This is a genomic window from Nonomuraea sp. NPDC047529 (genome assembly GCF_040642995.1).
Lineage (GTDB): Bacteria > Actinomycetota > Actinomycetes > Streptosporangiales > Streptosporangiaceae > Nonomuraea.
In genome coordinates this window covers 1-13,351 of the sequence record NZ_JBEYTJ010000081.1, presented here as the reverse complement: position 1 = coordinate 13,351, position 13,351 = coordinate 1, and the positions used below count along the sequence as shown (strand labels likewise).

The following is a 13,351-nucleotide window of genomic DNA, read 5'->3' as shown; positions in this document are numbered from 1 at the left end:
CCTCGCCGGCCGGGTCGGGCGCGGCGCCGTAGGAGGGTGGGGAAAAGAGACGGCCGCCGACCCCGGATGGGGCCCGGGGGCGGGCTCGGCGCGGCGCCGCTGCCCTGCAGTCAGCGGCGGGACGCGTGTGCGAACCCCGGGCTGAGGCACGTCCGCCCAGACCCGTGGCGGGCCCGTCCGCCCGTGGCGGCGGACCCGCGACCGACGCGCGGCAGTGCCGTCGGGGCGCTCGGCACCTTGTGAGCGCACACCATCGGCCTGTCGCATCGGGCGACGGCGCCCCCTCGTCCCGCGGGCGTCCACTGACGCCGGGGAGAGCGGGAACGCGCCGTCGTGAACAACCTGGCGCATGAACGCGGGCTGCCGCACGGCCGTCACGGCCGGTTCGCGAGCATCGGCACCTTATGACGCCGGCGAACCGTCGCACCGGCCCTCGGCGGGCCGCGTCCGCGCATCGTCACGGCATGTCCGGGACGCACCCGCGCGGGTCACATCCTGAACACGTCCGGTACGCGCCGCGCTCGCGTCAGTTGCGCACCCCGGAGCCGTGCACCGAGCTCGTCAGCGCCTCGGTGCTCCAACCCAGGGCGGACATCATGTCGCTGTAGGAGCCGGCGGCCTTGGAGCCGTTGGACGAGACGAAGCCCGCGGTGTCCTGCATGAGCGGGGTGATCTCGTCGACGGAGGCGGTCTGGGTGGTGCCCGGCAGCGCCTCGACGACCGGCGCGGCCTCGACCGGGGCGACGTGCCCGACCATCGGGGCCAGCTCGGCGCTCGAAGCGTGCGGCAGGGCCATCCTGGCGGCACGGGTCAGCCCGCCCATGCCGGACTCGCTGGACAGGTCGCGCAGCCCCTTGGTGGTGCCCGCCATCGTCGTGCCGGTGGCACCGGCGGTGCCGGCGCCCGTGCCGGGCAGCAGCGCGCCGCCGCCCACCTTGCCCATCGCGCCGCCGACCGAGGCTCCGGCCAGGGCGGTCATCGTGTCCATGGCGCCGCGCAGCGGGGCGCTCGCGCCGGTGAGCTGTCCGTTGCTCTGCGGTGCGCCCTTGACCAGCGGCTGCGCCATGCGGGCGCCGCCGAGCAGCGGCAGCGACTTGGCCAGGCCCTTGCCGCCGCCGCCGACCGACGCGCCGCCGAGGATGGGCGACAGCTCGGGCAGCGGGCCGCTGAAGCGGGTGACGTCCTCGGCCGCGTTCGGCGTCATCGCCAGGCTGGCGCGCCGGTTCTCGTCGGCGATGTCGCGTGCGTGCGCTTCGGCGGCGGCGTCCGACTTGGGCTTGTTGCCGCCGGTCAGACCGCCGAGGCCGCCGCCCAGGCTGCTGAGCAGCCCGCCGCCGAGCAGGCCGCCGATCAGGTCGAGCGGGCCTCCGCTGGTGCCCCCGCCCAGGCCGTCCAGCGGGACGATCTTGGCGGTGTGAGTGAATTGAACTTCTGCTTGAGCTGGCACGGCCAAAGCCGCCGCCAAGCCGAATGCTGTGACGGCAACGGCCGCCTTGACTACTCGATTCATGATTGCCTTCCCGGCTCGTGATCGATCGCTCTCGAATGCGGTGGAAATGCGAATCGATAACCCCCGAATGCCGTGGCGTACACGCTATGGGCACCACACGAAGCGTGCCGTCACGGCTGAGCTACGGAAGCAGTTGTATCACTCACCGTGATGGCCCGCAGGCGACCGGAAAGCCCATGTAGCAGGGTTTGCAGCCCGGTTACCGAGTAAAGGGGGAGCGTTGAGCGGAGAGACAAAACGGGAAATACCCCGGTTTTGATTTGGATTCTGCGCGGACCCGATCATGATCAGATCCGCGACGACGGCGTGCGCCCGCACGGCCCGCGAACAAGTGGTCGCATTAACAAATGTCACGGGCCGGGGGCGCACAATTCAGCGGTGGTGGTACGAGAACGCGACCACTCAGATGGGCAGCAGCGCTTCGGCCGGCTCGAACGGAAAACGCTCGGCGAACGCCGGCCGCAGATCCGACAGCCAGACCGCCGACGGGTCGTACCGGGCGAAGAACGGCCGCCCGACCAGCTCGGGGTCGCGGGCCTGGATGAGGTGGAGCACGAAGACGCGCTCACCGGCGATCTCGGTGACGCCGTCCACGCACACCTTGCCCGGCGTGGCCGACATGGACGGCCCCCGGACCGTACGGCAGAGCCCGGAGACGGTCGAGTACGCGTCCCTGAAGATCTCGTACGCGCGGGCCAGCGGGACCGCGAAGTAGTCCTGCGGCCCGGTGTCGCGCTCGACGAACATGTAGTAGGGAATCAGCCCCATCCGCAGCTGCCGCCGCCACATCGACGACCACACGGCGGGATCGTCGTTGATGGACCTGATCAGCGGCGCCTGGGTCCTGATCGTGGCCCCGCTGCCGAGGATGCGTTCGACCGCCGACTCCACCAGCGGCGACTCCAGCTCCCGCGGATGCGAGAAGTGGGCCATGAACGCCAGGTTCTTGCCGGCCTTCACCACCTCTTGGAACAGGCCGAGCGTGGCGTCGGCGTCGGGATCGGTGGTGAAGCGCTGCGGCCAGTAGGCCAGCGCTTTGGTGCCGATCCTGATCGATTCGAGCTGGTCGAGGCCGAGCAGCGGCTCGATGTAGCGCCGGATGACCGGCTCGCCCATGATCATGGCGTCGCCGCCGGTGATCAGGACGCTGGTGACCTCGGGATGCCGGCGGATGTAGGACACCATCCGGTCGATGTCGTCGGAGGCGAACTTCAGGTCCGCGTCCCCGATGAACTGCGCCCATCGGAAGCAGTAGGTGCAGTAGGCGTGACAGGTCTGCCCCTGTTTAGGGAAGAAGAGCACTGTCTCTGGATATTTGTGCTGCATGCCCGGCACCGGCTCGTCGCCGATCCTCGGGACGTTGAGCTCCTTCTGCCCGGCGGGATGCGGGTTGAGCTGGGCGCGTACGCGGTTGGCCTCGGCCTGGATCTCGCTGTTGGGCGCCTCGGCCTTGAGCAGATCGGCCAGCCTGGCCACGTCCGCGGCGGGCAGCATGTCCTCCTGAGGGAAGACGAGGCGGTAGATGGGGTCGTCGGGCGCCGCCGACCAATCTATGAGTTCATCCACGACGTAGGCGTTCGTCCGGAAGGGCAGCACCGTGGCCACGGCCCGGACCTTCAGCCGCGCCTCGTCGTCCAGCCCCGCACGTCGCAGGAGCTCGTCGAGGTGCTTGGACGTGTACGCCTTGAAGCGTCGGGTGCCTGCCTGGTTCAAGATCACTAGGCCTTTCCCATCTTTTTTGTTCGATCGCCGGTAAACCTCACGACCCTGTCGCGCGTCTACGGTCCTTAATATCCGGACGCGACGCGCCGCGTCCCCGGTTCCGCTGGGCTCCAAGTTTCCTTGCAGGTTCGCGACACTCGCGACATATCGCGATCCCGCATACACTGATTTATCGTGACCGAGGATCTCGACCTGCGCGCCTCCGACGCCGACCGCGACCGCGTGGCGGCCCTGCTGGGCGACGCGCTCGCCACCGGAAGACTGACCAGCGTCGAGCATGCCGACCGTCTGGAGATCGCCTACACGGCGAAGACGATCGGCGAGCTCGTCCCCCTCACCCGGGACCTGCCCCAGGTGTCCACCCCGTCCGCCCTGCCCGAGGCCATCGAGCACCAGGTGATCAGCTCGAAGTTCAGCAAGATCGTGCGTAAGGGGCGCTGGGTCGCGTCCCGCCGCACCAAGCTGTCGGCCCGCTTCGGCGCCCTCGTCATCGACCTGTCCGACGCCGTGCTCCCCGGGCGGGAGATCACGATCGAGACCGACGCCAAGTTCAGCAAGATGATCGTCCGGGTGCCGGAGAACGCCCACGTGATCGACGAGGGCAGCTCCGTCTTCGGCAAACGGAACGTGAGCGGCGGCTCGGCCGGCGACGGCCCGCTGATCCGGGTCACCGGCTCGTCGAAGTTCTCCAAGGTCATCGTGACCCGCGGCCTGGACGACTGGAACCTCCACTGACGGGCGCCCCCGTGAATGGAAGCGCCACGCCGGGGAAGCAGGGAGGTCCACCCGCCGGTTGACGTGACCTCCGGCCTGCCTACGATGCGGACATACACGAGCCCGCGCACCGGCCCGGCCGGCGACGGCGGGCTCGCCTGCCCCACGAGGTGACCATTGTCCGACAGCAGGCCCATCGCGCTCGACGCCATGGGAGGCGACCACGCCCCCCACGAGATCGTGGCCGGCGCGGTCCACGCCGTACGGGAGCGCGGGCTCCCCGTCGTGCTCGTCGGCTCACCCCGCATCCTGTACGAGGCCCTGGCCGACCACGACGCCACCAAAGAGGTCCCCATCGTCCGGGCGGAGGAGGCCCTGGCCATGGACGAAGGCGCCCTGGCCAGCCTGCGCCGCCCGAGGTCCAGCATCGCCATCGCCTGCCACCTCGTCCGCCGCGGCGACGCCTCGGCCGTGGTGTCGGCCGGCTCGACCGCGGGCATCGTCGCCACCGGCCGGCTGCGGCTCAAGGCCCAGCAGGGCGTCCTGCGCCCGGCCATCGCCGTGGCGCTCCCGACGCTCCCCACCCCCACCCTGCTCGTGGACGCCGGCGCCAACGCCGAGGTCAAACCGGAGATGCTGGTGCAGTTCGCCCACCTCGGCGCGGCCTACGCCGAGCTGGCCTACGACATCCCCGAGCCCAGGATCGGCCTGCTCACCATCGGCAGCGAGCCGGAGAAGGGCAACAAGCTCGTCAAACGCGCCCACGAGCTGCTCCAGGCCTCCCCCGGCATCCGCTTCACCGGCAACGTCGAAGGCACCGACCTCCTCACCGGCAAGGTGGACGTCATCACCACGGACGGCTTCACCGGCAACGTGGCACTCAAGACCATGGAAGGCGCGGTCCGGTACGCGTTCGGCGAGCTGGCCGAGACCATCGGCGAGAGCCGGATCGCCAAGTTCGGCGCGCTCATGCAACGCGGCCGCCTGCGCGAGCTGCGCAGACGCCTCGACGCCGAGGCCCACGGCGGCGCCGTCCTGCTCGGGCTGAACGGGACGGTGGTGATCGCCCACGGCTCCTCCAGGGCGCCCGCGATCAGCGCCGCCTGCCAGGTCGCCGCCGACCTCTCCGCGGGCGGCATCGTCTCCAGGATCGGCGACAGGATCGCCGCCACACATCGCTCACACAGGCTCTGGTGACGCCGTAGTGTGTGAGACCGATCCACAGGAACGGGGGAAATGTGGACGGCCTCACCTCAGCACAGGTCGCGGGGGCGAAGACCAACGAGGTGCCGCGGCGGTCGAGCAGATCGCTCAGCGCGATCATCAGGGCGAACGTGTTCACCCTGTTCAACCTGGTCATCGGCGTGCTCTGGGCGCTGATCCTGATCTTCGGCGAGTGGCAGGACGGCCTGTTCGGGCTGGTGATCGTGGCCAACGCGCTGATCGGCATCGTCCAGGAGCTGCGCGCCAAACGCACCCTCGACAAGCTGGCCGTGATCAACGAGGCGCCGGTCCGCGTCCGCCGCGACGGCCGGGAGCAGCAGGTCGAGCCGCGCCGGATCGTCCTCGGCGACCTGATCCTGCTCGGCTCGGGCGACCGCCTCCTGGTCGACGGCGAGGTCGTCGCCTCCGACGGCCTGGAGGTCGACGAGTCGCTGCTGACCGGCGAGGCCGACCCGGTGCACAAGAAGCCCGGCGACGAGGTGCTGTCGGGCAGCTTCGCGGTGGCCGGCTCCGGCGCGTACGTCGCCACCCGGGTCGGCACCGACGCCTACGCCGTGCGGCTGGCGGAGGAGGCCAGCAAGTTCCACCTGGCCCACTCCGAGCTGCGCGAGGGCGTGGCCAACTTCATCAAGTACATCACCTGGCTGGTCATCCCGATCGGCGCCCTGCTGATCTACAGCCAGCTGCACAACTCCGCCGACTTCCGCACCGCCATCACCGGCGCGGTCGCCGGCATCGTCACCATGATCCCCGAGGGCCTGGTGCTGATGACCTCGATCGCGTTCGCCGTCGGCGTCATCCGTCTCGGCCGGCGCAAGTGCCTGGTCCAGGAGCTGCCCGCGATCGAGGGGCTGGCCAGGGTCGACGTGCTCTGCCTGGACAAGACCGGCACCCTCACCGCCGGCGGCATGGACCTCGACCAGGTGCTCCCGCTGCGCGACGGCCACCCCGTCGAGCCCGCGCTGGCCGCCCTGGCCCACCTCGACGCCCACCCCAACGCCACCGCCCAGGCCATCCGGGCCCGCTACCCCGCACCCTCCGACGGCTGGACGGCGGCCTCGGCCGTGCCCTTCTCCTCGGCCCGCAAGTGGAGCGGCGCCGACTTCGGCCGGCACGGCGCCTGGCTGCTGGGCGCGCCCGACGTCCTGCTGCACGACGGCGACGGCTACGACAAGGCCGCCGAGCTGGCCGCCACCGGCACCCGCGTCCTCGTCCTGTGCCGTACGCACAACCTGCGGGCCGCCGAGAACGGCGAGGCCGTCGAGCCCGTCGCGCTGGTCACCCTCGCGCAGAAGATCAGGCCCGACGCCCTCAAGACCCTCGGCTACTTCGCCAAGCAGGGCGTCACCGTCAAGGTGATCTCCGGCGACAACCCCGAGGCGGTCTCCGCCATCGCCATGAGCCTGAAGATCCCGGACGGCGACCGTTCCGTCGACGCCAGGACGCTCCCCCAGGACGACCCCGCCAAGCTCGGCGAGCTGCTCGACTCCCACACCGTGTTCGGCCGGGTCAGCCCGCAGCAGAAACGGCAGTTCGTCGGCGCGCTGCAGGCCCGCGGGCACACCGTGGCCATGACCGGCGACGGCGTCAACGACGTCCTCGCGCTCAAGGACGCCGACCTCGGCATCGCCATGGGCGCGGGCAGCCCGGCCACCAAGGCGGTGGCCCAGGTGGTGCTGCTGGACAACAGGTTCGCCACGCTCCCGCACGTCGTCGGCGAGGGCCGCCGGGTGCTGGCCAACATCGAACGCGTCTCCAACCTCTTCCTCACCAAGACCTTCTACGCGATCGTGCTGTCGCTGGCCGTCGGCGTGGCCGGGGTGATGTTCCCGTTCGCGCCCCGCCACTCGACCCTCACCAACGCGCTGACCATCGGCATCCCGGCGTTCTTCCTGGCGCTCGCGCCCACGCTCGAACGGGCGCGGCCGGGGTTCGTCCGGCGGGTGCTGCGCTTCGCCGTACCGGCGGGGGTGTTGTGCGCGGTCGCGGTGCTGCTGTCGTTCTGGGCCGCGCACAGCGGCACCTCCACCCTGACCGAGGACCAGACGTCCGCGGTGATCACGCTCTTCCTCACCACGTGGTGGGTGCTCGTGCTGATCACCAGGCCGCTCAACTGGTGGCGGATCGCGCTGCTGGCGTCCATGGCGGGGCTCTTCGCACTCGCCCTCGCGCTGCCTCCCGTCAGGGAGTTCTTCGCCCTCGCGCCCGGCGACATAAGCAACGACCTGACGGCCGTCGGCATCGCCCTGGTGGCTGCCGCGGCGATCAGCATCGCGGTCAAGGTCGCCGGTACCCTTAGAACATGACCGACCCGCAGATAGTGCTCACCGAGCGCGTCCAGCAGGCGCTGGCCAACGCGTTCGGCGCCGAGCACGCCGACGCAGACCCGCTGATCCGGCCCTCACAGTTCGCCGACTTCCAGGCGAACGTCGCGTTGAGCCTGGCCAAGCGCCTGCGACGGGCCCCGCGGGAGGTCGCCGAGGCGATCAGAGCAGAGTTGTCCGACTTCCCCGGCACGGTCGAGGTCAGCGGCCCCGGCTTCCTCAACATCACGCTCGCCGACTCCTGGATCGAGTCCCAGACCGCGGGCATGCGCGACGACAGTCGCCTCGGCGTCGGCACGATCACGCCCGCGCAGACCGTGGTGATCGACTACTCCGCGCCCAACGCGGCCAAGGAGATGCACGTCGGCCACCTGCGCACCACCATCGTCGGCGACTCGCTGGCCCGCCTGCACGAACACCTCGGCAACAAGGTGATCAGGCAGAACCACCTCGGCGACTGGGGCACCCCGTTCGGCATGCTCATCGAGCACCTGCTCGACATCGGCGAGCCGGCCGCGGTCGCCCAGCTCGAAGCGGGCATGGGCACCGAGTTCTACCAGGCGGCGCGGGCCAAGTTCGACGCCGACGAGGGCTTCAAGCAGCGTGCCCGGGTCCGGGTCACCACCCTCCAGTCGGGCGACCCCGCCACCATGCGCCTGTGGCACGTCTTCATGGACGCCACCGTCCGCTACTTCAACAAGGTCTACTCCCTGCTCGGCGTCACGCTGACCGACGCCGACCTGGCGGGCGAGAGCATGTACAACCCCATGCTGGAGAGGACCTGCGACGATCTTGAGTCGTCGGGCGTGGCCGTCCACAGCGAGGGCGCGCTCTGCCTGTTCCCGCCCGGCTTCACCGGCTCCGACGACAAGCCCCTGCCGCTCATCATCAGGAAGAGCGACGGCGGCTACGGCTACGCCTCCACCGACATGGCGGCGATCCGCTACCGCGTCCACGACCTGAAGGCCGACCGCATCCTCTACGTCGTGGGCGCCGACCAGGCCCTGCACTTCCGCATGGTCTTCGCCTCCGCGCAGATGGCCGGCTGGCTGCCCGACACGGTCTCGGCCGAACACGTCCAGATCGGCATGATGCTGGGCAAGGACGGCCGCCGCTTCAAGACCAGGTCGGGCGAGTCCATCAAGCTGATGGACCTCCTCCAGGAGGGCGTCGAGCGGGCCACGGCGGCCATCGCCGAACGCGGCTACGACGAGGCCACCCGGAACGAGATCGCCCTCTCCGTCGGCATGGGCGCGGTGAAGTACGCCGACCTGTCGGTCAGCCACGACAGCGAATACGTCTTCGACTACGACCGCATGCTGGGCTTCACCGGCAACACCGGCCCCTACATGCAGTACGCCACGGCCCGTATCCGCTCCATCTTCCGCAAGGCGGACATGGCCCCGGCGGACGCCACGTCCCCGATCCTCCTGGGCGACCCCGCCGAGCGCGCCCTGGCCCTCCACCTGCTGGGCTTCGGCACGCTCATCGAAGAGGTCACCGTCCGGTCCGAGCCCCACCGGCTGTGCAACTTCCTCTTCGAGGCGGCGAGCCTGTACAGCACGTTCTACGAGCAGTGCCCGGTGCTGCGGTCCGACGTCGAGCCCGAGGTCCGCGCCTCGCGGCTGGCCCTGTGCGCGCTGACCCTGCGCGTGCTCGAAACCGGCCTCGACCTTCTGGGCGTCCCCGTCCCCGACCGCATGTAACAGGCAGTTGACTCAAAGTCTCCCGTTCCGTCGTGGGCGCGCCTCCACCTGGTTGGCGCGCCCTAACGGCTAGGCTTTACGCGGTCATGAACTGAGGCCGAAATGGGGGAGTTCTCTGCCTTGAGCACGGACCTGACTGCGAGCCCCCAAGCAGCGACGGAGTTGCAACGCTACGCCGAGGCGCTGCTGGCGCACCTCGCCGCCAACGGCACCGCCCCTCCCGCCGCTCCGGGCTTTCGCGACATACCTGGCCACTGGCTGCCTCCGGCCGTCGAAGCACTGGTCGCCATCCTCGCCGGCGACGACCCGCTCGAACCGCTGAGCAGGGCCGCCGGCCGTGACCAGCAGCAGACCGCGCTCTTCCTGTGCCTGGCGCTGGCGGTCTCCGGGCAGGGCAGCCGCATCCACGCCTCCTGGCTCGGCACGGCCTTCGGCGAGCTGTCGCTCGACCGTCCCGTCACCCACGGGCAGCGCTCGCTCTGGCTGGCCGCCGCCCGCGGCGCCTACGGCCCGGCCGGCAAGATCTTCGTGCTGCGCAAGCTCGACGCGCTGGCCGTGCAGGAGCACGCCGACGTCGAGGAATGGGTGCAGGCGCTGGTGCCCGGCGAGCCCGCCGTCGTCGTGCCGCCGTCGCTGGCCGACTTCCCGGAGATGGCCGAAATCCCCGACCTGGCCCGTCCGGCGGTGGCGGCCGCCCGCCTGTCCAGGCTGCGCGGCCGGTGCGCCGAGATCACCTCGGCGCGGCAGGCCGACCACGACTCCGCCGTCCCGCTCAGCAACAGCTCGGCCAGCCCGGCCGCGTCGTGGGCCGAGGACGAACCGCTGGCGGTCCTACGCACCCAGATCGGGCAGGGCGGCCCGGCGGGCCCGATGGCCTCGCTGATCTCCCACCTGCTCGACGACCTGCGCCCCGGCGCCGACCCGCACCTGGCCGCCATCGCCCTGCACGTCGCGGCGCCCATCCTGCGCGGCCTGGCCGAGGAGCTCGAAGCCGACAGCCGGTTGACGCCGCCCGCCACGCTGACCGTCCCGCTGCTCGGCCACCGCATCCACCTGCGCCCCGAAGGCCCCGACGAGACCTCGATCGCCACGGCCGAGAACGCCATCCTCACCGAAGGCGTCGTGCCGCGCGGCCGGCCGTGGGCCGCCTTCCTGCTGATCGTGGCGGGTGTCGCATGCCTGGCCGGAGCGGCGTTCACGGCCTCGCTCCTGCTGGCCGCCGCCGGGGTGGCCATGCTCGGGCTGGGCGGCTGGCAGCTCTGGCAGCGCCACAAGACCGTCGTCGCCGACGCCCGTTACGTGGCCGCCCAGGTCAACGAGCTGAAGGAGCTGGCCGAGGGCGCCGTCTGGGCCCTGCACGCCTACGCCAGAGAAGCGGACGCACGCGCGAAACAGGCCGCTGACGATGCAGCCGAGCTCACCCGGCTGATTCGTCGCGGCCCGCGCGCTGCGTAGACCTGATCAGGTCGTCTCGATCTCCACGTGCGCCGGCGCGAGCAGGAACACGCGGTCGGCGATGCGCTCGATCCGCCCCTCGCAACCGAACGCGAGCCCGGCGGCGAAGTCGACCATCCTCGTCGCCTCGGGCATCGCCATGCCCGTGACGTCCATGATCACCGTCTGCCCGTCACGGAAGTGCTGACCGATCAACGGTGCGTCGTTGTACTTGAGCGGCTGGACCATCACGATGCGCGACGCGTCGACGTTCGCGCGCCACCGCCGGGCGGCACGCTCCGTCGCCGGAACGTACTCGTCCTCGTAGTGCTCGTCGTCGTCATAGCCGTCGTCGTAGTGATCGACCCCGCTCAGGCCAAGGTAGTTCACCACCTTGCGCACTGCCCCCATCGGCTTGTCCTTTCCTCAGGAACTCACCGTAATCGGCACGTCCCTACACATTGGACGGTAACCGACGATTCCGCATTCGCCACGCGACACGCCCAGCCCTAATTCCATTTTGTACGGCTTGCAACCTGCTTGCATCTGGATATCCGTCCCCCCCGTATAGCATCGGCCACATGCGCCTGTTCACTGTAGACGCCTTCACCGACACAGCTTTCAAGGGTAATCCCGCAGGTGTCTGCCTGCTGGACTCTCCGGTTACTGATGGCTGGATGCAGAGCGTAGCCGCCGAGATGAACCTCTCCGAGACCGCCTTCCTGCTCGGCGATTCCCTACGGTGGTTCACCCCTGTGGTCGAGGTCACTCTCTGCGGTCATGCCACGCTGGCGACCGCTCACGTTCTGTATTCGACCGGGGCCGCCACCGGACCGGTCGAATTCCGCACGGCCGGCGGAACGCTAACCGTGAATCGCGCCACAGGAGACCTCATCACGATGGATTTCCCGGCCAAGCAGGTGACGCCCGTCACGGTTCCCGACGGCCTGGAGAATGCGCTCGGAGCCGCAGCGGTGGAGGTCCGGAAAAGCGACCTGGACCTGCTGGTCGAGGTCGATTCAGAGGAGACGGTACGCTCCCTGCGCCCCGACATCCCGGCCCTGTCGGCAGTGGACGCCCGCGGTGTCATCGTCACCGCCCGCGGCACCGGCACGGATTTCGTCTCACGATTCTTCGCTCCCAAAGTCGGCATTCCGGAGGATCCGGTGACGGGCTCGGCCCACTGCGCCCTGTCCCCGTACTGGTCCGCGCGCCTCGGCCGCACCGCGCTGACCGGCGCGCAACTCTCCGCCAGAGGGGGCCTGGTGCACACCCGCCTTGACGGCGACCGTGTCCACCTCGCCGGCCATGCCGTGACGATCCTCACCGGCACACTCCTCATGCCCAGGTAAAAACTTCCTTACCTTCCTTGCTTCCCTCCCCTCAGCTCTCTAACCTGCAAACCGTGTTGGAGGTTAGCTCCCACGGCAGAGGCAGGAGGCTCGGAACCATGCCGCCGACGGACGGCCCACGCTTCGACGTCCCTGCCGTCCGAAGCGTCAGCACCCACCGCGAGGATGCGCACGTTGGCCAGACGTGTCCCCATCGAAACACCTCGACTCCAGCCGTCCTCGAACGCGTCAGGCCCGCAAGGTGACGAACCGGCGCGACGACACAAAGGCCATCCGGGCCTGACCCGGCACCGGGGCACCAGTGATCCCGGCCCCGCCCCGAACCCGAGGAGGCCACGATGCCCGAGCTGCCCTTCGACGACGAACACGCCCCGCTCTACTCCCTGGGCCAGGTGGCCGAGATGCTCCAGGTCCGCCAGGCCTACCTCCGCCGCCTGGACGAACACGGCGTCATCAGCCCCAGCCGCTCATCCGGCGGCCAACGCCGCTACTCCCGCGCCGACATCATGACCGTCCGGCACGTGACCGACCTCGCCGACCAGGGCATGACGCTGATCGCCATCCGCCGCATCCTGGAACTCGAACGCGAACTCGCCCACGCCCGCCGGCAACTGCAAGAAGCCCGGGGCCACCTCACCAACACACCCCCCCAGGAGGACACCGAACGCCCTGCCAGCCACCACACACTGCCCCAGGCCGCGCCAACACCAAGCCCTGACCCGCTGAGTCGGCGGTAGAGCTAGGGGCCGAGGCATGCACATCGCAGAATGTGCCACTGAAGGAAGCCTCATTGAGCCCGCGCTCTGACGGCCCGGAGCAGCCCCCAGCCACATCGTTCGTAGAGCGACTGACCCCTCGCCCACCCCGCGCTCCCGAGGAACCTCGCCATCTCCCAGGGAGCCGCCGACGCGCCGCCCGAAACGCCCACCAGCGGCGAGCCATCCGCGACGACCGAATCCCAGAGCTGACACCAAGACCGAGCCGCCATCGACAGTTGCCTGCCATTCCAGTTACACCGACCGAAGCCGGTCCCGACCCCAGGACCCCAGACCTCAGCCTTGCCACCCACAGAAGCCAGATAGCGTCCCACACACGCCACACAGTCCACCGACGCCCAGCATGCGCCGGCCTCTCAGGCCGCCCAGCTGGCTGCGCCGGCTCCAAGTACCTACACCCCACCCGCGGCCGCCCCACGCTGACGAGCCCACACGCCCGCTGAACAGAACCAGACGACGCCCGCCAACACCCCCACAACGCAAAGAAGGCCCCGCACAACCGTGTGGGGCCTTCTTCGAAAGATTGTCCGGCGGTGACCTACTCTCCCACACCCTCCCGAGTGCAGTACCATCGGCGCAGAGAAGCTTA

10 protein-coding genes are annotated in these 13,351 nt (G+C 69.9%); 7 read left to right on the top strand and 3 right to left on the bottom strand.

Translation table 11 applies throughout. From position 1 onward, the window contains the following. Nucleotides 1–526: 526 nt before the first annotated feature. Both ABZ815_RS52025 and ABZ815_RS52020 read right to left on the bottom strand, forming a co-directional pair. Complete coding sequence (locus ABZ815_RS52025) at nucleotides 527–1,447, bottom strand: hypothetical protein (RefSeq protein ID WP_357710806.1); 921 nt, start codon at nucleotides 1,445–1,447, stop codon at nucleotides 527–529. Between the two features lie 465 nt (nucleotides 1,448–1,912). After that, nucleotides 1,913–3,229: a lysine 2,3-aminomutase gene (locus ABZ815_RS52020; protein ID WP_357710804.1), complete on the bottom strand. Its 1,317-nt coding sequence runs from the start codon at nucleotides 3,227–3,229 to the stop codon at nucleotides 1,913–1,915. Between the two features lie 177 nt (nucleotides 3,230–3,406). Between ABZ815_RS52020 and ABZ815_RS52015 the strand changes: the two genes are divergently transcribed. The 5 genes from ABZ815_RS52015 to ABZ815_RS51995 all read left to right on the top strand — a co-directional run bounded on the left by ABZ815_RS52015 (nucleotide 3,407) and on the right by ABZ815_RS51995 (nucleotide 10,655). Next, nucleotides 3,407–3,967 carry a DUF1707 domain-containing protein gene (locus tag ABZ815_RS52015; protein WP_357710801.1) on the top strand — a complete coding sequence of 187 codons (561 nt, stop codon included), beginning with the start codon at nucleotides 3,407–3,409 and terminating at the stop codon, nucleotides 3,965–3,967. Between the two features lie 156 nt (nucleotides 3,968–4,123). Then, nucleotides 4,124–5,143, top strand: coding sequence for a phosphate acyltransferase PlsX (gene plsX, locus ABZ815_RS52010; protein WP_357710798.1), 1,020 nt, complete (start codon nucleotides 4,124–4,126; stop codon nucleotides 5,141–5,143). 41 nt (nucleotides 5,144–5,184) lie between these two features. After that, complete coding sequence (locus tag ABZ815_RS52005; protein WP_357710796.1) at nucleotides 5,185–7,476, top strand: HAD-IC family P-type ATPase; 2,292 nt, start codon at nucleotides 5,185–5,187, stop codon at nucleotides 7,474–7,476. Continuing rightward, the gene (gene argS / locus ABZ815_RS52000) at nucleotides 7,473–9,200 is read left to right on the top strand and encodes an arginine--tRNA ligase (protein ID WP_357710794.1); all 1,728 of its coding nucleotides are present in this window, start codon (nucleotides 7,473–7,475) and stop codon (nucleotides 9,198–9,200) included. Before ABZ815_RS52005 ends, argS begins: the two co-directional genes overlap by 4 nt. A gap of 120 nt (nucleotides 9,201–9,320) precedes the next feature. Next, nucleotides 9,321–10,655: a hypothetical protein gene (locus ABZ815_RS51995; protein ID WP_357710792.1), complete on the top strand. Its 1,335-nt coding sequence runs from the start codon at nucleotides 9,321–9,323 to the stop codon at nucleotides 10,653–10,655. Between the two features lie 6 nt (nucleotides 10,656–10,661). On the opposite strand, the gene ABZ815_RS51990 is transcribed toward ABZ815_RS51995, so the two are convergent. After that, complete coding sequence (locus ABZ815_RS51990; protein ID WP_352320833.1) at nucleotides 10,662–11,045, bottom strand: cell division protein SepF; 384 nt, start codon at nucleotides 11,043–11,045, stop codon at nucleotides 10,662–10,664. Nucleotides 11,046–11,215: 170 nt separating this feature from the next. On the opposite strand from ABZ815_RS51990, the gene ABZ815_RS51985 reads away from it, so the two are divergent. Both ABZ815_RS51985 and ABZ815_RS51980 read left to right on the top strand, forming a co-directional pair. Beyond that, nucleotides 11,216–11,986, top strand: a complete 771-nt coding sequence (locus tag ABZ815_RS51985) for a PhzF family phenazine biosynthesis protein (protein ID WP_357710789.1) — start codon at nucleotides 11,216–11,218, stop codon at nucleotides 11,984–11,986. 338 nt (nucleotides 11,987–12,324) lie between these two features. Next, on the top strand, nucleotides 12,325–12,723 hold the full coding sequence (locus tag ABZ815_RS51980; protein ID WP_357710787.1) for a MerR family transcriptional regulator: 399 nt from the start codon (nucleotides 12,325–12,327) through the stop codon (nucleotides 12,721–12,723). Nucleotides 12,724–13,351 lie beyond the last annotated feature (628 nt).